The sequence below is a fragment of the Pseudarthrobacter sp. NamB4 genome (genome assembly GCF_005796185.1).
In the GTDB taxonomy this organism is placed as follows: Bacteria; Actinomycetota; Actinomycetes; order Actinomycetales; family Micrococcaceae; genus Arthrobacter.
Window position 1 is genome coordinate 203,658 of sequence record NZ_VAHM01000005.1, and the last position, 18,761, is coordinate 222,418.

Annotated in this window: 16 protein-coding genes; 11 read left to right on the forward strand and 5 right to left on the reverse strand. The window is 67.0% G+C overall.

Going from position 1 to position 18,761, the window contains the following annotated elements; translation table 11 throughout:
- Nucleotides 1–9 precede the first annotated feature (9 nt).
- The 3 genes from FDW81_RS06805 to FDW81_RS06815 are packed head-to-tail and all read left to right on the forward strand — an operon-like array spanning nucleotide 10 to nucleotide 5,289.
- Nucleotides 10–1,485 (forward strand): MFS transporter, encoded by a 1,476-nt coding sequence (locus tag FDW81_RS06805; RefSeq protein ID WP_138133379.1) that lies wholly within the window; start codon nucleotides 10–12, stop codon nucleotides 1,483–1,485.
- 1 nt (nucleotide 1,486) lies between these two features.
- Nucleotides 1,487–3,730 (forward strand): molybdopterin oxidoreductase family protein, encoded by a 2,244-nt coding sequence (locus tag FDW81_RS06810; RefSeq protein WP_138133380.1) that lies wholly within the window; start codon nucleotides 1,487–1,489, stop codon nucleotides 3,728–3,730.
- Entirely contained in the window at nucleotides 3,727–5,289 is a 1,563-nt protein-coding gene (locus FDW81_RS06815; RefSeq protein WP_138133381.1) for an FAD-dependent oxidoreductase, read from the forward strand. The genes FDW81_RS06810 and FDW81_RS06815 overlap by 4 nt, the downstream gene beginning before the upstream one ends.
- A 62-nt stretch (nucleotides 5,290–5,351) precedes the next feature.
- Here the strand turns inward: FDW81_RS06815 and FDW81_RS06820 are convergent, their stop codons facing one another.
- The 3 genes from FDW81_RS06820 to FDW81_RS06830 all read right to left on the reverse strand — a co-directional run bounded on the left by FDW81_RS06820 (nucleotide 5,352) and on the right by FDW81_RS06830 (nucleotide 7,367).
- A complete protein-coding gene (locus FDW81_RS06820) occupies nucleotides 5,352–5,537 on the reverse strand; it encodes a PspC domain-containing protein (protein WP_138133382.1) in 186 nt (61 codons plus the stop codon).
- Nucleotides 5,538–5,540: 3 nt separating this feature from the next.
- Nucleotides 5,541–5,801: a hypothetical protein gene (locus FDW81_RS06825; protein WP_138133383.1), complete on the reverse strand. Its 261-nt coding sequence runs from the start codon at nucleotides 5,799–5,801 to the stop codon at nucleotides 5,541–5,543.
- Nucleotides 5,802–5,951: 150 nt separating this feature from the next.
- Nucleotides 5,952–7,367 (reverse strand): NAD(P)H-quinone dehydrogenase, encoded by a 1,416-nt coding sequence (locus FDW81_RS06830; protein ID WP_138133384.1) that lies wholly within the window; start codon nucleotides 7,365–7,367, stop codon nucleotides 5,952–5,954.
- Between the two features lie 103 nt (nucleotides 7,368–7,470).
- Here FDW81_RS06830 and FDW81_RS06835 point away from each other — a divergent pair, with 103 nt between their 5' ends.
- Nucleotides 7,471–8,289 (forward strand): purine-nucleoside phosphorylase, encoded by an 819-nt coding sequence (locus FDW81_RS06835; RefSeq protein WP_138133385.1) that lies wholly within the window; start codon nucleotides 7,471–7,473, stop codon nucleotides 8,287–8,289.
- A 100-nt stretch (nucleotides 8,290–8,389) separates the two neighbouring features.
- Complete coding sequence (locus tag FDW81_RS06840) at nucleotides 8,390–10,150, forward strand: phospho-sugar mutase (protein WP_171027126.1); 1,761 nt, start codon at nucleotides 8,390–8,392, stop codon at nucleotides 10,148–10,150.
- A gap of 6 nt (nucleotides 10,151–10,156) precedes the next feature.
- Here the strand turns inward: FDW81_RS06840 and nirD are convergent, their stop codons facing one another.
- On the reverse strand, nucleotides 10,157–10,531 hold the full coding sequence (gene nirD / locus FDW81_RS06845) for a nitrite reductase small subunit NirD (protein ID WP_138133387.1): 375 nt from the start codon (nucleotides 10,529–10,531) through the stop codon (nucleotides 10,157–10,159).
- A 274-nt stretch (nucleotides 10,532–10,805) separates the two neighbouring features.
- Between nirD and nirB the strand changes: the two genes are divergently transcribed.
- From nirB to FDW81_RS06875, 6 genes are all read left to right on the forward strand, one after another.
- The gene (gene nirB / locus FDW81_RS06850) at nucleotides 10,806–13,448 is read left to right on the forward strand and encodes a nitrite reductase large subunit NirB (protein ID WP_138133388.1); all 2,643 of its coding nucleotides are present in this window, start codon (nucleotides 10,806–10,808) and stop codon (nucleotides 13,446–13,448) included.
- Between the two features lie 2 nt (nucleotides 13,449–13,450).
- A complete protein-coding gene (cobA, locus tag FDW81_RS06855; RefSeq protein ID WP_138133389.1) occupies nucleotides 13,451–14,482 on the forward strand; it encodes a uroporphyrinogen-III C-methyltransferase in 1,032 nt (343 codons plus the stop codon).
- Nucleotides 14,483–14,496: 14 nt separating this feature from the next.
- Nucleotides 14,497–15,645 carry a uroporphyrinogen-III synthase gene (locus FDW81_RS06860; protein WP_138133390.1) on the forward strand — a complete coding sequence of 383 codons (1,149 nt, stop codon included), beginning with the start codon at nucleotides 14,497–14,499 and terminating at the stop codon, nucleotides 15,643–15,645.
- A 214-nt stretch (nucleotides 15,646–15,859) separates the two neighbouring features.
- Nucleotides 15,860–16,720 carry an FAD-dependent oxidoreductase gene (locus FDW81_RS06865; protein WP_138133391.1) on the forward strand — a complete coding sequence of 287 codons (861 nt, stop codon included), beginning with the start codon at nucleotides 15,860–15,862 and terminating at the stop codon, nucleotides 16,718–16,720.
- A 97-nt stretch (nucleotides 16,721–16,817) separates the two neighbouring features.
- On the forward strand, nucleotides 16,818–17,543 hold the full coding sequence (gene deoC / locus FDW81_RS06870; RefSeq protein ID WP_138133392.1) for a deoxyribose-phosphate aldolase: 726 nt from the start codon (nucleotides 16,818–16,820) through the stop codon (nucleotides 17,541–17,543).
- A 54-nt stretch (nucleotides 17,544–17,597) separates the two neighbouring features.
- Entirely contained in the window at nucleotides 17,598–17,861 is a 264-nt protein-coding gene (locus FDW81_RS06875) for a hypothetical protein (RefSeq protein ID WP_138133393.1), read from the forward strand.
- Between the two features lie 85 nt (nucleotides 17,862–17,946).
- On the opposite strand, the gene FDW81_RS06880 is transcribed toward FDW81_RS06875, so the two are convergent.
- Nucleotides 17,947–18,759: a metal-dependent hydrolase gene (locus FDW81_RS06880; RefSeq protein WP_138133394.1), complete on the reverse strand. Its 813-nt coding sequence runs from the start codon at nucleotides 18,757–18,759 to the stop codon at nucleotides 17,947–17,949.
- Nucleotides 18,760–18,761: the final 2 nt, after the last annotated feature.

The following is an 18,761-nucleotide window of genomic DNA, read 5'->3' on the forward strand; positions in this document are numbered from 1 at the left end:
AGGTACACCGTGACTGTTGATCGCACAGCTGATGCCGGCACCGGCAATTCCCTGGATCTTGACGACACCGCAAGGCCCGGAACCGCCAACGCATCCGCCAGCGCACAGCCCGGCACCACCCGCACCGCAGACGCACCCGCCCTTGAATTCCGCCCCGGCCGCTGGATCGCCAACTGGGACGCCGAGAACAAGGAGCAGTGGGAAACAGCCGGCCGTGCCATTGCCCGGCGGAACCTCAACTGGTCCATCTTCGCCGAATTCCTCGGCTTTGTCGTGTGGCAGCTCTGGTCCATCGTGGTGGTCCAGCTCCCGGCAGCAGGATTCACCTTCTCCACCTCGGAGATCTTCTGGCTCATCTCCATGCCCAGCCTCGTGGGCGCCACCCTGCGCATCCCTTACACCTTCATGGTCCCGCGCTTCGGCGGCCGCAACTGGACCATCGTCTCGGCCCTGCTGCTCCTGATCCCCTCCATCGGCCTGGCCCTGTGCGTCTCCAACCCGGAAACTCCCTTCGGTGTCATGCTGCTCATCGCAGCGCTGGCTGGCTTCGGCGGCGGCAACTTCGCCAGCTCCATGGCCAACATCACCTTCTTCTACCCTGCACGGGAAAAGGGCTGGGCGCTGGGCCTGAACGCCGCCGGCGGAAACATGGGAGCCGCCGTCGCACAGCTCGCCGTGCCCATTGCCATCACCCTGCTGGCCGCGGGAACCGTCAACCTGCCCCTGGCCGGCTGGATGTGGGTTCCGCTGATCCTGCTCGCGGCATTCGGCGCCTTCAAGTTCATGGACAACCTCACCAGCGCCAAGGGAGACATCGCCGGTTCGGTAGCTGCTCTCAAGGAACCGCACCTGTGGATCATGGCGCTGCTGTACATTGGCACGTTCGGCTCCTTCATCGGCTTCGCCGGAGTTTTCCCCAAACTGATCAAGGACTACTTCCCCGAGTTCTCCTCGATCGGAGTGGGCACCGTGGCACTGTCCCTGGCCTTCCTTGGCCCGCTGGTCGGTTCCCTTGCCCGGCCTTATGGCGGCCGGATGGCCGACCGGATGGGCGGCGCCCGCATGACCGTGGCGGCCTTCGCCTCCATGGCCGTGATCACCCTGACGATGATCTGGACCCTGCCGCTGAAGAACTTCTGGCTCTTCCTGGTCCTCTTCCTGATGCTCTTCACCGCCAGCGGCTTCGGAAACGGCGCCACCTACCGGATGATCCCGGTCATCTTTGCCACCTCCAGCCGGGCGGCCAGGAAGGGCGCCAGCTCGGTGGCCACCCAGCGCCTGGCCTCCTCCGCCCTTGGCCTGATCTCTGCCATCGGCGCCTACGGCGGATTCGTGATCCCCCAGGTGCTGAACGCATCGAACTCCGCCAGCGGCTCCTACACGCCCGCCTTCTACGGCTTCGTCGCCGCCTACGTCCTGATGCTCACGGTCTGCTGGGCCTGCTACATCCGCAACGCCAACCGAAACGCGATGGGACACGTCTAACATGACCAAAAGCGCCGACACGCACTGCCCCTACTGCGCCCTGCAGTGCGCCATGACGCTCACGTCTTCCCAGGATTTGGCCCCGGCTTCCCTGCCGGGGCCAAATCCGGTGCCGGCACCAATGGCAGCAGAGCCGCCCGACGCACAGCAGTCCGCCGACATCTCCCCCGGCCCGGATGTGCCCCTCACCGTCCAGGGACGCGACTTTCCCACCAACCGCGGCGGCCTCTGCCGCAAGGGCTGGACCTCCTCCACCCTCCTCAACCACCCCGGGCGGATCACCGAACCCCTGTTGAAGGGCGCCGACGGTGTCCACCGCCCCATCAGCTGGGAGCAGGCCCTGGACCTCGCCGCCTCCGCTGTCAGGGATGCCCGCGCACGTTACGGTGCCGACGCCGTCGGTGTTTTTGGCGGCGGCGGCCTCACGAATGAGAAGGCCTACATGCTGGGCAAGTTCGCCCGGCTCGCCCTGGGTACCTCCCGCATCGACTACAACGGCCGCTTCTGCATGTCCTCCGCCGCAGCTGCGGGAATGCGGGCCTTCGGAGTGGACCGCGGCCTGCCGTTCCCTCTGGAGGCCCTGGACACGGCCAGCACCATCCTGATGCTGGGCTCCAACGTCGCCGAGACCATGCCGCCCTTCGTGCAGCATTTGAAGGGAACGCGCGACGCCGGCGGGCTGATCGTCGTCGATCCCCGCCGTTCCGCCACAGCTGCCTTTACAGCCGACGGCGGTGGCATCCACCTGCAGCCTCTGCCGGGCACCGACCTCACCCTCCTCCTGGGCATCTCCCATGTGGTCATCCACGAGAAGCTGGTGGACACGGCCTACCTGGAGGAGCGGACCTCCGGTTACAGCGCCGTGGCCCGCAGCGTCAACTCCTTCTGGCCCGAACGGGTGCAATCCCTCACAGGCGTCCCCGCCGACCTGATCCGGGAAACGGCGCGCCGGCTCGCAGCCGGTGCCCGGCAAGGCGGCAGCTACATCCTGACCGGCCGAGGCGTGGAACAGCACGTGGACGGAACCGATACCGCCACTGCGGCCATCAACCTGAGCCTCCTGCTGGGCCTGCCCGGCTCCGCCCGCAGCGGCTACGGCACCCTCACCGGCCAGGGCAACGGCCAGGGCGGCCGTGAGCACGGCCAGAAGGCGGACCAGCTCCCCGGCTACCGGAAGATCACCGATCCTGCGGCCCGCGCGCATATTGCCGGCGTGTGGGGTGTGCCGGAGGAGCTGATCCCGGGCCCCGGGCTGCCGGCTGTCCAGCTTTTGAAGTCCCTGGGAAAGCCCGACGGCGTCCGTTGCCTTTTCGTCCACGCCTCCAACATTGCGGTGGCTTCCCCCGACGCCAATGCCGTGATCGACGGGCTTCGCAGCCTGGACTTCCTGATGGTCTGCGACTTCTTCATGTCCGAGACCGCAGCAGAGGCTGATCTCATCCTCCCGGTGCTTCAGTGGGCGGAGGAGGAAGGCACCCTGACCAACCTCGAGGGCCGGGTGCTGCGCCGCCGCCGTGCCCTGGCCCCGCCGTCGGGTGCCCGCAGCGAACTCTGGATCATGGCCCGGCTGGCCGAAGCCCTGGACGCCCCGTCCACCTACAGCGAGGACCCGGAAACGGTATTCGAAGAACTCCGCCGTGCCTCCGCCGGAGGGCTGGCCGACTACTCGGGCATCGACTACGCCATGCTGGACCGGGGCGAGGCAGCCTACTGGCCCTACCCCGCGGGCAGCACCGGGACGCCGCGCCTGTTCCAGGACCGCTTCGCCCACGCCGACGGCAAAGCCGTGATGGTCCCGGTGGCGCCCCGCCGCCGTCGTACTCCTGCCGCAAACCCCGCCCCGGCCGCACAGGCCATGACCCTGATCACCGGCCGCCTCCTGGAGCACTACCAGTCCGGTGCACAGACCCGGCGGGTGACGGAGCTGCTCGCGTCGCAGCCGGAGGCGAAGGTGCAGATCCATCCGGCGGCAGCGGCCTCCATGGGAATCACCGAAGGGGCTTTCGTGTCCGTGGCCAACGAGCGCGGCGAGGTGGTGTGCCGGGCCGAACTTACCAACGCCATCCGCCCCGAAACCGTCTTCCTGCCCTTCCACTTTCCGGAGCTGGAAAGCGCAAACCGCCTCACCGAGGCCGCCACCGACCCCATTTCCGGAATGCCCGAATTCAAGTTCAACAACGTGTGGGTCCGGCCGGTTGCCGTCCCCCATTCCACCAAAGTGCTTCAGACGACGGAGGCCTCATGAGCGAGCAGATTGTCATTGTGGGATTCGGCCCGGTGGCCGCCCGGCTGGTGGATGAGCTGCTGCCCGCCGTCCGCAGCGGCCTGGTGGCCCTGACAGTGGTGGGCGAGGAAACCGAGGCAGCCTACAACCGGGTGCTCGTGGCGGACCTCGGCGTTGGACGCACCACCGCGGAGGCGCTGGCCCTCTCGGACGCTGCAGCCCTGGCAGAAGACGGGGTGGATGTGCGCCTTGGTGTGCGCGTTCGGCGGGTGGACCGGGCCCGGCAGCAGGTCCTCCTGTCCGACGGTGCAGGTGTGCACTACGACCGCCTTGTCTTTGCCACCGGGTCACGGCCGGTCATCCCCAACCTGACGGGCATCAACCCGGACCCCACCTCCCCTGTGCTTCCGGCTGGGGTCACCGCGCTGCGCGACCTGCGCGACGCCGAGGTCCTGCGCCGGGCTGTTGCGGGCGGGAAGCGGGTGGTAGTGCTGGGCGGCGGCGTGCTGGGCCTGGAAACCGCCCTGGCCGCGGCCGAGGAGGGCGCCACTGTCACCGTGGTGCACAACGGGCCGCACCCGCTGGGCCGCAACATCGACCGCGGCGGCGGCGCCGTCCTCGCCGCCAGCCTCCGCCGCTGCGGCGTCCGGATGGCGGGCAACGCGCGCTCCACGGGCGTGGAGCACAACGCGTCCGACGGCGGCTTCTCGGCTTTGCTGCTAGACGACGGCTCGGCGATCGACGGGGACCTTCTGGTCATCTCGTGCGGTGTCCGTCCCCGCACGGAACTTGCCGAGGGCTGCGGGCTGTCCACCTCCGCGGGCATCCTGGTGGACCACAAACTCCGTGCCCACCATGAGCCGCACATCTTCGCCATCGGTGACTGCGCCGAGGTCCGCTGCCCGGACCCGGACTGCGCCCGGTGCCGCAGCGCCAAAGGCCCGTCCGGGCTGGTGGGGCCCGGCTGGCGGCAGGCCGAATGGCTGGCCGAATACTTGGGCGAGTTGGCATCTGCAGCACCGGAACACGCGGAACTCCTGCCTGAACTGCCCGCCGAGCAGGCCGGCGTGATCGTGCTCAAAGCCCGCGGCATGACCATGGCCGTGGCCGGCGACAACTCCGCGGAGCCGTGGGATGAGGACGTGCTGGCCGCCGGCGCTGTCAACGGCCGTCCCCGCCTGCACATTGCCCAGTGGGCGGACCCGGAACACGGCCGCTACGTCAAGATGACCACCCGCGGCGGGGTCCTTGAAGGCTTGGTTGCGGTGGGAATGCCCCGCACTGCCGCGGAGCTGGTGGGTTTGTTTGAGCGCGGCGCGGAACTGCCTGCCGACAGGTCCCTCCTCCTGCGCCTTGACGGGCCGGATCAGCTTCCCGGTACCGGCCCCGCCAACCCGGAGGGCACGGTGTGCCGGTGCGCCGGCGTCAGCGGGGCCACGATCCAGGGCGCTGTGGAGGATGGCTGCGCCACGGTGGCCGAAGTCTCCAAGGTAACGCGTGCCGGCACCGGCTGCGGCGGCTGCCACGAGGACATCAAGGGGCTCATTGAAAAGCACTTCCAAGCGGTCTCAGCTGCCTGACCAAAGTTCAGGGCCCTGGCCGCCCCCGCCTTGGCTTCCGGGCTCGCCGCACGGAAGGAAAGTTACGCCGGGGCCTTCGGAATGATGATCCAGAGCACGATGTAGGCGAGCTCGCCCACCCCCACCAGTCCAAAGATGACGAAACCAAGCCGGACCAGGAATTTCGGCAGACCGAACCGGGCCGCCAGGGCAGCACAGACGCCGCCGATGATCTTTCCGTGGCGCGGCCTTACGAGGGCGGTGGTCATTGCCTAGCCTTCCGTTTCGGCTGAAGAGTTGGAGTTGAAGTCTCCGTTGGCCACTGCCTCCGCGTAGCGGGTGAGGTCCGGTCCCGGCTGGAAGTCCACGAACTGGTCCTTCAGCTGTTCAAACAGGAACTTGTACACCTCGTCCTTGTCCGCGTTTGCCAAGGAAGAGCTTGCCTGCCGGACCGCTTCCTGCAGTGCCCGGTCCGCATCCAGCAGGATTTTTTCGCGCGCCTGTTCGTTCCACTTGACGTCCTTCAGTTCCACGAGCTACTCCTTGCGTCGATGGCTGATGCAGGGACGGCCGGGAAATTCGCTGATGAAATTCCCGGCCGGTCCTTGAAGGAGTTTATGCAGGCAGCGGCGGAAGGGTCCAGCTTCCTGCCCTGGTACGGGCCCAAATCCTGCCCGCACCACCTACAGGTGCACGTGGAGCCGCCGCGCCGCTTCAGAGATGGATCCGCTCAGGGACGGGTACACCGTGAAGGTGCTGGCGACGTCGTCCACGTGCAGCTTCTGTTTCACCGCGATGGAGATGGGGAAGATCAGTTCTGACGCGTTCGGCCCCACCACCACGCCCCCAATCACAGTGCCCGAGCCCTTGCGGGCGAAGATCTTGACGAAGCCGTCCCGGTGGTTGCGCATTTTGGCACGGGCGTTGCTCCGCAGGGACAGCTTGATGACGTCGCCCTGGTACTTGCCGGAATCGATCTCGGCTTCGGAAACGCCCACGTTGGCGATCTCCGGAGACGTGAAGATGTTCGATGCCACCTGGTGCAGCTTGAGCGGGGTGACGGTGTCTCCCATGAAGTGCGCTACGGCTATGCGGCCCTGCATGGCAGCCACCGAGGCGAGCGGCAGCACGCCTGTGCAGTCGCCTGCGGCATAGATACTCGGGGCGGAGGTCCGGGAAACGCCGTCAACCTTGATGTGCCCGCTCTCGCTGAGCGCAACGCCGGCCTCTTCCAGCCCGATGCCGGCAGTATTGGGGATGGAGCCCAGGCACAGCAGACAGTGGCTGCCGGTGACTTTTGAGCCGTCGCTGAGGGTGACCACTACGCCGTCTTCCGTCCGTTCCACGGCTTCGGCGCGGGAACGGGACAGGACGCGGACCCCGCGGCGCTCGAACACTTCCTCCAGCACTACAGCTGCGTCAACATCGGAGCCCGGCAGCACCCGGTCGCGGCTGGAAATCAGCGTCACCTTCGAACCAAGCCCGTTGTACGCGGAAGCAAACTCCGCACCGGTCACGCCGGAACCCACCACGATCAGTTCCTCGGGCAGTTCATCGAGATCGTAGATCTGTGTCCAATTGAGGATTCGTTCCCCGTCGGGCCTGGCCGTGGCGAGCTCGCGCGGATGGGCACCCACCGCAAGCAGGATGGTGTCCGCCTCTATTGTTTCGGTGCCTTCAGCGGTCAGGACCTCGATCGTATGGTCGTCCAGCAGCCGGCCGGACCCGGAAAGAATCCGCACCCCTTGGTGCTCCAGGCCGTCATGGATGTCCTTCGACTGGCTGCGGGCCAGGTTCAGCAGGCGGTCGTTGATGTGCTTGAGGTCTGCGCGCATCACCGGCACGAAGTCGCCGCCGTCGACGTCGAACTTGACTCCCAGCTCCCCCGCCTCGCCCACACGGGTCATGAGGTCAGCGGTGGCGATCAGGGTTTTAGACGGGACGACGTCCGTTAACACGGCCGATCCGCCGAGGCCGGCCCGCTCGATGATGGTGACCTGCGCCCCCAATGAGGCGGCCACCATGGCGGCCTCGTAACCGCCGGGACCACCTCCCAGGATTGCGATCCGGGGCGAACTGAAATCTGGATGCGTAGTCACAATCCCCCATTCTCCTCCAGCTATGCCGCTCCGCCAAAGAAAACGGTCTCTCAAGAAAGTCGGAGGGTGGGCGGCATCATGTGCGGCAGGATAGCTTGTACCAGTGAGTACAACTGATTTCCTGAACACCGATCCCTTCGCAGCCGCCCGCGCCGCAGCCGACTACATCGCCGAGGAAACAGGGGTGGACGGCCATGACGTGGCCCTGGTGCTCGGTTCGGGCTGGGCTGAAGCAGCCAACCTGATCGGCGAAACCACCGCCACCCTGTCCGCGGACGAGGTTCCGGGTTTCCATGCCCCTGCCGTCGAAGGCCACGTGGGAACCATCCGTTCGGTACTGACAAAGGGCGGCAAGAGGGCCCTGGTCCTGGGCGCGAGGACGCACTACTACGAGGGCAAGGGCGTGCGTGCAGTGGTGCACGGGATCCGGGCGGCAGCTGCCGCCGGGTGCAAAACCCTGGTGCTCACCAACGGCTGCGGCGGCCTGCAGGAACAGTGGGCACCGGGCACGCCGGTGCTCATCAGTGATCACATCAACCTCACCGCCGCCTCCCCGCTGGAGGGTGCCACCTTCGTGGACCTGACAGATCTCTACTCGTCGAGGATCCGCGCCCTGGCCCGTGAAGTGGACGCAACGCTGGAGGAGGGCGTGTACGCCCAGTTCCCCGGTCCCCACTACGAAACTCCGGCCGAAGTCCAGTACGCCAAGCGCATCGGCGCTGACCTGGTGGGGATGTCGACGGCGCTGGAGGCCATCGCCGGACGGCATGCAGGCATGGAGGTGTTCGGCATTTCGCTGGTCACCAACCTTGCGGCCGGCATCAGTCCGGAGCCGCTGAGCCACCACGAAGTCCTCGAAGCAGGAGAGGCGGCTGGCCCGCGGATTTCAAAGCTGCTCGCGGAAATCATCACCCGGCTCTAAGCCGGCCTGGACGCGAAGGGGCCGCTCCTTCCAGGCCGAGGGGTCCACCCTGGTGCCGGGTTGCGGGAACTGAGGGGCCAATGACGATAGCGTTATCCCCATGACGTCTTCCGATGCCAATTCCCGCCTGCTCAAAGAGGCCCGCGAATGGGCTGCCCAAGACCCGGATCCCGTAACGTCGGCCGCCCTCCTGAAGCTTGTCCAACTCGTTGACGGCGGCGACGCGGCGGCCCGCCAGGAACTCGAAGACAGCTTCCGCGGCCCCCTGCAGTTCGGCACGGCGGGACTTCGGGCGGCACTGGGTCCCGGACCGAACCGAATGAACCGCGTGGTGGTCCGCCGCGCGGCTGCCGGCCTGGCGGACTTCCTGCTGTCGGCGGTAGGCGAGGCCTCCCCTGGAAGCCGGCCGCGCGCCGTCGTCGGCTACGATGCCCGGCACAATTCGGACATCTTCGCCGAGGAGACTGCGGCGATTTTCACGGCAGCAGGGATTGAGGCCTTCCTGATGCCGGCGGCGCTGCCCACTCCCCTGCTGGCTTTCGCCGTGCGGGCGCTGGAGTGCGACGGCGGCGTGATGGTAACCGCCAGCCACAACCCCCCGCAGGACAACGGCTATAAGGTCTACCTGGGCCGGCACGCTGTGGCGGACAGCGGCCGTGGCGCCCAGATAGTTGCACCCTACGACACCGCCATCGCCGACAGGATCGACGCCGTAGGGCCGCTGGACACCATTGCCCTCGCACCCTCCGGCTGGACAGTCCTGGATGGTTCCCTCGCCACCGACTACGAACGCGAGACCGCGGCCTTGCCCCTTCCCGAGCATTTCCCGGCCCGTGACCTGCAGATCGTCCTGACTCCCCTGCACGGCGTCGGTGGCGGAACTGCACAGCGCGTACTGGGCGCTGCAGGTTTCACGGACATCACACTCGTCGCGGAGCAGGCCGAGCCGGACCCCGACTTCCCCACCGTAAGCTTCCCGAATCCGGAAGAACCCGGGGCGCTGGATCTGGCCCTGGAAGCAGCCGAACGGCTGGCAGCGGACATCGTAATTGCCAACGATCCTGACGCCGACCGCGCGGCTGTCGCCGCCATGGACCCCGGCACCGGTGCCTGGCGGATGCTCCGCGGGGACGAAGTGGGGGCGCTGCTGGGCGCGCATGTCGCGGCCCGGCTAGCTGCAACAGCAGGCAAGGGCGACGGCGGCACGGAGGAAAGCGCCACGGGAGTCTTTGCCAATTCCATCGTGTCCTCACGGCTGCTGGCCCGGATCGCGGCCTCGGCAGGCTACGCCCACCAGGAGACCCTGACCGGGTTTAAATGGATCTCCCGCGTTCCTGGACTTGTGTATGGCTACGAGGAAGCGCTGGGCTACTGCGTGGCGCCCCACCTGGTGAGGGACAAGGACGGGATTTCGGCTGCGCTGCTAATTGCCGAACTCGCTGCGGCCGCCAAGGCGGAAGGCAAGACGGTCTTTGACACCCTGGACGAGCTTTACCTGCAGCACGGCCTGCACGCCAGCGACCAGTTGAGCATCCGGGTGGCGGATCTGGGGCTCCTGGACGCCATGATGAACCGGCTGCGGGTCTCCCCGCCGGAGACATTCGGGTCTTCTGCCGTGGAGGTGTACACCGACCTCGCTGAAGGCAGTGACCACCTGCCGGCCACTGACGGGCTGTTGTACGTGACCCGGGACCTCACGCGGGTCATCATCCGGCCCAGCGGCACCGAGCCGAAGCTGAAGTGCTACCTGGAGGTGATCCACCACGTGGGCTCCGCGGCGGAGCTGCCGGCGGCACGTCAGGCGGTGCGGGCGGCGTTGGATGAGGTGCTCCGGGACGTCAGCGAAGCGCTGGGGCTTTAGCGCCTGCTACAGCTGGACCTGGACGCAGCCGTCCACGATCCGCGTGCGGAAGGTCGCCAGGCTCAGGCCCGGAGTGCTGAAGCACTCACCGGTTTCAAGGTCGTAGACCTCTTTGTGCAGGGGCGAGGCTATGGTGGGACGGGAGCCTTTCGAGCCCAGAATGCCCCGGGCCATGACATGTGCTCCGGTGGCGGGGTCCTCGTGCGCCACTGCGAAAACCTCGGTGGCACCCGTGCGGAAGAGGGCAACCTGGCGTCCTGCGATCAGCGCCGCTTCACCCCAGGCTGGTTCCAGGTCCTCGACTTGGCAGACGCTGTGCCAGCCGGATGCGGCCCCGTCCAGGCCGGTTGCAAGTGCCCCAAGTTCCAGTGTTGCCGTCATGTCCGGCTCCTCTCCCTGTGCGTATAGTCCTTCTCGGTGGCCCCTTCTGCGACCGTGATCCACGCTAGGCTCCGGGTGTTTCAAAGGCGTGCAGCCAATGTGTCAAGCGCGTAAAAGACACCTCACGCAGCCGGAAATGCGTTCGTGATGCAGAAGTTAAGTTGACGAAACAATCGGGAAACTGAAGCGAAACTGCGGCTTCCTAGTCTGGATGGACAGCTCGTCAATGAAGGTTGCAGGAAAACTGCCTGCGGCCCATGCGAAAGGCCCATCAGTGACCGAACAGACTTCCCGTACAGAGACTCCGCGCCGCATTGTCGTCGCCGGTGGCGGCCCGGCAGCCCACCGCTTCGCCGACGCGATGCATGCCCGTGGCCTCGATGGCTGGCATGTTACGGTGCTCACCGAAGAGGTCCACCTTCCCTATGACCGGGTCGCTCTGTCCAAGGCCCTTACTGACAAGGATGTCGACCTGACCCTTGGCACGGCTTCCATGTGGGACGACGCATCCCTGGAGCTGAAGCGTGGCGAGCGCGTGGTCCGGATCAACCCCGGGGCGAAGACGGTGGAGACCGCTGCCGGCCACACCTACCCCTACGACGAGCTGGTGGTAGCCACCGGTTCCGACGCCGCCCGCCTCCCAATCCCCGGCGCGGACAAGACCCACGTCTACCGCACGCTGGAAGATGTCTGGGCCATCAACGGGGCCATCGCGGAACTGCGCGAAAAGCTGGGCCGCAAGGTCAACGCCGTCACCATTGGCGGCGGACTCCTGGGCCTTGAGTCGGCCGCAGGCACCGAACAGCTGGGCGCCACGCCCATCGTCATCAACGGCGCACCCTGGCTGATGAACACCCAGCTGGACGAGGGCGCCGGCCAGGCATTGGGCCGCCTCATCGAGGCCAAGGGCTTCGAGGTGCACGGCGGCGTGTTCCCGTCCGAGGTACTGTCCGGCGACGACGGCCAAGTCACCGGCGTCCTCATGGCCGACGGCCGGGTCATCGACGCGGACATCGTCATTGTCGCGATCGGCGTCCGGCCGCGCGACGAACTCTTCCGCGCCGCCGAGGGTGAGGAACAACTGTTCAGTATGGGCCCCCGCGGCGGCGTGGTCATCAACGACTACTGCGCCACCGAAGTACCCGGCATCTGGGCAATCGGCGAAGTAGCCAACTTCGGCGGGATGTGCCTTGGCCTGGTGGCCCCCGCCAACACCATGGCGGAAATCGTGGCAGACCGGCTCCACGGCGGCGACGCCACCTTCCCCGGCTTCGACACCGCCACTAAGCTCAAGCTCTCCGGCGTGGACGTTGCCAGCTTTGGCGACGCCTTCGCCAAGACGGAGCACGCGCTCGAGATCGTCTACGCAGACCCCGCCCGCGGCGTCTACCAGAAGATCGTCACCACTGACGACGCCAAGACCCTCCTGGGCGGCATCTTCGTCGGCGACGCCTCACCCTACATGAGCCTGCGCCCGCTCCTGGGCCGCGAACTTCCCGCCGAGCCCGGCGCGTTCCTGAGTGCAGCCGGCGGCGGCGACGCCCCCGAAACCGAGCTCCCGGACGACGCCACCCTCTGCTCCTGCAACAACGTCACCGCCGGAAGTATCCGGGACGCGATCAACGGCTGCGGCACCTGCGAAGGCAATGCCCCGGTCCAGGAACTCGGTGAGCTGAAGGGCTGCACCCGCGCCGGCACCCAGTGCGGTTCCTGTGTGCCGATGCTGAAGAAGCTGCTTGAAACCGAGCTGACCAAGTCCGGCGTCGAAGTTTCCAAGGCCCTGTGCGAGCACATCGAACTGTCCCGCCAGGAACTCTTCGACGCCATCCGCGTCCTGGAGCTGACCTCCTTCGAGGAGATCATGGCCAAGTACGGCACCGGTGCCGGCTGCGACATCTGCAAGCCCACCATCGCCAACATCCTCGCCAGCCAGAACAGCGCCTACGTCCTGGATGCCGGCCGCGGCACGCTGCAGGACACCAACGACCGGGCCCTGGCCAACATGCAGAAGGACGGCACCTACTCGGTGGTCCCCCGCATTGCCGGCGGCGAGATCACCCCCAAAAAGCTCGGCGTGATCGCCGCCGTGGCGGAGAAGTACAACCTGTACACCAAGATCACCGGCGGCCAGCGGATCGACATGTTCGGCGCCCGGCTGGAGCAGTTGCCGGAGATCTGGAAGGAACTGGTGGATGCCGGCTTTGAGTCCGGCCAGGCCTACGGCAAGAGCCTGCGTACCGTGAAGTCATGCGTCGGTTCCACCTGGTGCCGCTTCGGGGTCCAGGACTCGGTGGCCATGGCCATCCAACTGGAACTGCGCTACCGCGGCCTGCGCAGCCCCCACAAACTCAAGATGGGCGTCTCCGGCTGTGCCCGGGAATGCGCCGAGGCCCGGGGCAAGGACGTTGGCGTCATCGCCACCGCTGACGGCTGGAACCTGTACGTCGGCGGCAACGGCGGCGCCACTCCGGCCCACGCCCAGCTGCTGGCCAAGGACCTCGACGACGAAACCCTGATCAAGTACATCGACCGATACTTCATGTACTACATCCGCACGGCGGACCGGCTGCAGCGCACGGCACGCTGGCAGGAAGAGCTCGACGGCGGCATCAAGCACGTCGAGGACGTCGTCGTGAAGGACACCCTCGGCATCGCCGAGGACCTTGAGGCAGCCATGGCGAAGCACGTGGACACCTACATCGACGAGTGGGCCGACACCCTCAAGGACCCCGAGCGCCTGCGCCGGTTCCGCTCCTTCGTCAACGCCCCTGACCAGAAGGACGATTCCATCACCTTCGTCCCGGACGAGCGCGGCCAGATGCGCCCCGCCACACCCGAGGAGAAGGGAAAGGTCCTGATCGGTGCCTCCATCCCGGTGCGCCCCGGCACGCCGGAAAACACTGGAATCGAGGCATAGGAATGCAGCTCAGCATTGATCTCACCGGCCGGGAAGTACTGGTGACCGGCTCGGACCAGGCAGCGCGGCAGGCGGTGCGCCGCTACCAGGCCGCGGGTGCCGTCGTCTCCCGACTCAGCAGCCCCCAAGGCGGTCCGTTTGACGGACTGCCCGAACGCCCCTTCCTGGTGGCCGCGGTGGACGACGGACAGCCCGGCTGGAAGAATTTCCTGGACCGGTGCCGCGCAGCCGGCATTCCCGTAGCCGCCGAACCCGCCGCCGGCGCCCCCGGCCAGGTAACCCTGGTGGGCGGCGGTCCCGGCACCAGCGAACTCCTCACCGTCGCTGCCACCAAGGCCCTCCGCGACGCCGACGTGGTCTTCTACGACCGGCTGGCGCCGTACCAGGAGCTTCCGTCCCTGACATCGGCCAAGCTGGTGGACGTGGGCAAGAAGCCGGGCCACCACAAGGTGAGCCAGGGCGACATTGAGAAGCTTATGGTGGAAAGCGCAGTGGCCGGCAACAATGTGGTCCGGCTCAAAGGCGGGGACCCCTATGTCTTCGGCCGCGGCGGCGAGGAGGTTGCCGCCTGCGTGGCAGCCGGTGTCAAAGTCCGCGTCATCTCCGGCGTTACCAGCGCGATTTCGGTGCCGGCCGCCGCCGGCATCCCGGTCACGCACCGGGAAGTCAGCCATATGTTCACCGTGGTCTCCGGGCACGCCCCGCTGACCGCCAAGGAGCACGAGCACCTTGCGGGCCTGGGCGGAACCATCGTGGTCCTGATGGGCATCGGCACCCTGCACCAGCTCGCGGCAGGACTGAGCCGGGCCGGGATGCGTCCCGACATGCCCATGGCAGTGGTGGAGCGCGGGTACCGGCCCGGACAGCGCACCACCATTGCCGACCTGGGCACCATCGCCTCCGCTGCTGCGGGGTGCAGCAACCCTGCAGTCCTGGTCATAGGCGAGGTGGTTCGGGTGGCTGAGGCCAACCGCGGTCATGCCGGGGCCGCAGCCGACCTGGACCGGCTGGCGGCCTCGCTGCTGGGTTCGTGAAAGGATTGACCCCCATGACTGCACTTGCCCCTGACGACGCCCCCCGGGTTGATGAAGCACCGGAGACCGCCGAATCACCCTTGGAGGGCTTCCGCATCGGCGTCACCTCCGACCGCCGCTCCAGCGACCTCATCGAGGCCCTGGAACGGCGGGGAGCCGAGGTACTGCACGCCCCCGCACTCAAGATCGCCCCCGTGCAGGAAGACATGCGGCTGATCGAGGACACCAGGGCCATCATCGCGGCCAAGCCGGACCTGTGCATCGCCACCACCGCCTACGGCATGCGCCGCTGGTGTGAGGCCGCTGACTCCTTTGGCATCGGCGAACAGTTGCTGGAAGTCTTGGGCAGCTGCCGGATGTTCGTCCGGGGACCGAAAGCCCGCGGTGCCGTGCGCGCGGCCGGCCTTGCCGACGTCGGAATCAGCAGCGACGAAACCACTGCGACACTGGTGGACATGCTGCTGGCCGAGGGCGTCCGGGGCAAGACAGTCGCCGTCCAGCTGCACGGCTACACCGACGTCAGGCAGCTTGAGCGCCTCCGCATGTCCGGGGCCACCGTGCTCACCGTCACCCCGTACCGCTGGGTGAAGCCCGACGGCGAGGACAGGCTCCCCCGCCTCATCGAAGCCGTGTGCAGCGGGAACCTCGACGTCCTCACCTTCACCAGCGCGCCCGCCGTCGACGCCCTCTGGAGCACCGCCCACGAGATGGGCGTCTACAAGCAGCTGATTGACACCCTGAAAACCAGCGTCACCACCGCAGTGGTGGGCCCTGTCACTGCCCAGCCCCTGCTCGACGCCGGGGTGACGCCGCTCATTCCGGAACGTTTCCGCATGGGCGCACTGATCAGGCTGGTGTGCGAGCACCTGGCCCTGAACCACGTCCGGCGGCTGGATACCAGGTCCGGCAACATCGAGCTCCGTGGGCGCAGCCTGCGCATCGACGGCCAGCCCGTGGAACTGGCACCCGCACCGCTGCTGCTGCTCCGCGCACTCCTGGGTGCCGGCGGCGCGGTGCTCTCCCGCGAATCGCTCTCCGACCTGCTGGAACTCCGGGGTTCGGTCCACGCGCTGGACATGACCGTGAGCCGGCTGCGTTCCTCCCTTCCCGACGGGCGGCTGGTGGAGACCGTCGTGAAGCGCGGCTACCGCATCCGGGTCTAGTTTGGCCTGCTCCCTGCGGGACCGGTGCCGAATGTGTCGGCCGGGGGACGGATGAGAGGCAGGTCACGGATTCTGTTACCGGCCGGTAAATACTGGCGAACACAGGGCCGCTAAACAGCAACTGCGGGGAAACACACTGGAAAAAGCAGGGTCCTACGCTGGGTTCCATCACGAAGTTCCGGCCTTCAACGGCCGCCAGCGAAAGGGCCAGCACATGTCCGCTCCGGCACCCTCCACATCCACCGTCCCCGCCACCCGCATTGTCATCGCCGGAGCAGGTCCTGCCGCCCAGTCGCTGGTCAGGCAGCTTGACCGTGCCCGGTTCGCCGGAACCATCACCGTGCTGAGCAACCGGGACGATACTCCGGCGGAGCTGCTGGAACTGGCGCTGCTGCCGCAGGTTTCGGTCCGGTTCGGCCAGCCCGCAAGCCACATCGACGCCGTCAACCGCACCGTTGCCACCGCTGATGGCATGGAATTCGCGTACGACCAGCTGGTCATTGCCACCGGCTCGGCAGCCGTGGCCAATCCGGTGGAGGGAGCGGCCCAGTGCCTGAGCTACTCAACCATCGACGACGCTGCCCGCATCGGGGAAGCCGTCAGTGCGGTGGCCCGGGAACTGGGCCGGCGTCCGCTGGGGATCCTGGTGGGCACCGGCGCCGCAGCGGGCCAGGCTGAAGCGGTGCTGCGCGCCAGGGGCGTGCGGCCCATCCGCACCACAGCCCGGCCGGCGGCCATCGTGCCTTCACGTTCCGCCGCCAACCCCGCCGCGTCCGCGGTGATTTTTGAGGACGGCAGCAGCATGAACGGCGACCTGGTGGTCTTGGCGGAGGAGCGGGTATCCCGGGACGGCCTCGCGGCAAGCGCGGGCCTGCGGACTGCTGCCAATGGAGGGATTGTCATCAGCGACAGCTTCCGCACGTCGGTTCCGGGGATCTGGGCCATCGGCGACGCCGCAGCGTACGACGGCGTCCGGCTGGGGCTGCTGGTTGCTGCGGCTTCCGCGGCGGGCGCCTGCGCCACCCAGCTGCTGACGGCTACCTCATCTCCGGCTCCCCTGCCTGCCGCCGCCTGAACGCGGGGTTGGGGCTGTCCCAGCTGTGGCAAGATGGTTCCCGAAACGTGCCGGCGCCACAAACGTCCCGGCCCACCGCCCCCTGGAGAGAACCACCATGAGCAACGAAGCCGCCCCGTCCGTTCAGGCAGCAGCCACCGGCACCGGAGGTTCCGGCAGCATCGCGTCCTTCATCGACCACACCATGCTGAAGCCCGAGGCGTCGGAGGCCGACATCCTCAAGGTCTGCGCGGAAGCCGCCGAATACGGTTTCAAGTCGGTATGCGTCAATCCGATCTGGGTTAAGACGGTGAAGAAGGCGCTCAAAGGTTCAGGAGTCCTGACATGTTCCGTGGTGGGCTTCCCGCTTGGCGCCACTCCCACCGACGTCAAGACCTTTGAAGCCCGCGGCGCTGTGCTGGACGGGGCTGACGAGGTGGACATGGTAATCAACATTGCCGCCGCCAGGGCGGGAGACAAGGGCGCGCTTGTTGAGGACATCACCTCGGTGGCGGAAGCCGTCCACGGCAGCGGCGCCATCCTGAAGGTCATCATAGAGACATCGCTGCTCACGGACAGCCAAAAGGTCCTCGCCTGTGAAGCAGCCTTGGAGGCCGGTGCCGACTTCGTGAAGACTTCAACAGGATTCAACGGAGGCGGCGCTACCGCGGAGGACATCGCCCTGATGCGCAAAACGGTGGGGCCGGACCTCGGCGTCAAGGCATCCGGCGGGGTGCGTTCCCTTGCTGACGCGCAGGCTATGATTGCTGCAGGTGCAACACGTATTGGTGCCAGCTCCGGGATTGCCATTGTCAAGGGTGAGCAGGGTTCATCCTCCTACTGACAGCAACCGGACGCCGCCACAGATTGAGGCCCGCGGGGGCCGAGGAGGAACGACATGTCGAGCAAGATTACCGGGTCCAGCGAAGGCTCAACGTCCCACGATGAATTTGTCCAGACCCCCCAGAACGAGAACAAGCTCGGAACCAGCATTGTCCTCTTCGTGGTCATGATCGCGCTCTTTTTCGGGGCCATTTACTCTCTTTCCTTCCTCACCCTGGACAACCCTTGGCCGCTGGCCGTCTGCCTGGTCCTGTTCACCCTGGCTTTCTGGATTCCGCAGAGCATCCTGGGCCGCTCGGACTCCGCCGGCGAGCACTAGGACACCCCACGCCAAGGACCCCCTGGACCGCGTCCAGGGGGTCTTCTGCTGTCCAGGGGTTTACGCTCCGGAAACCAGGGCCTGCTTAGAACCAGAGGCGGACCAAGGCCTCGGCCTCGGCTGCCACCCTGGCCCACTGGCTGCGGCCGATGGACCAGGCCGCCACAGACATTCCCACCATGGCGTAGGCGCTGACGGGGATCAGCACCAGCCACTCGCGTTTTGAACCGGCACGGCCCAGCAGCGGCAGGGACAAGGCGCCGTTGGGCCGCCAGACCTGGCGCAGCAACGGCACCCGGCGCAGCGTCCTGGGCGGTTTGACCACCAGCGGCCACAGCAGCGGCACGCCACCGGTGGTGATGAGGTCCCCCACGATATGGACCACCACGCCGGTCAGCATCGAGACAGGGAGCCAGGTCCACTGGTCCGGCGCGAACCAGGTGACCAGCCCGGCCATGGTCAGGGCGAAGATCCAGTTACTGATGAAGCCCGCTTTCGGAAACAGTTTCAGTGCCTTGGCCGCGATGTTGATCATGAACATGCACAGCAGCCCCGCTCCCACGGACAGCAATCCCCAGTCGGTCTCCAGCTGGACCTGCCCCGCCAGCGTAGCCAGCAGCACGAAGAAGGACGCACCGAGTACGGAATGGGTGCCCTGCCGGTGCCCGCCGCTGGCATTCTCAATTCCGACCGCAATCATGTTGGACAGCGGCGGCAGCGCATTCGCCACCGTGCTGTGGCGGTGGTCCCAGTCGCACACCAAGGCGCTTCCCGCCGTCGCCATCCCGCCGATCAGGATGCCTGTGGCGTCCAGCGGGTACCAGCCCAGCGTGTACGGCCCCGTTGAGGCAATAGCTACCCACGCCGCGGCCCCTGACGCGGCGTGGTGTCCTCCCATCA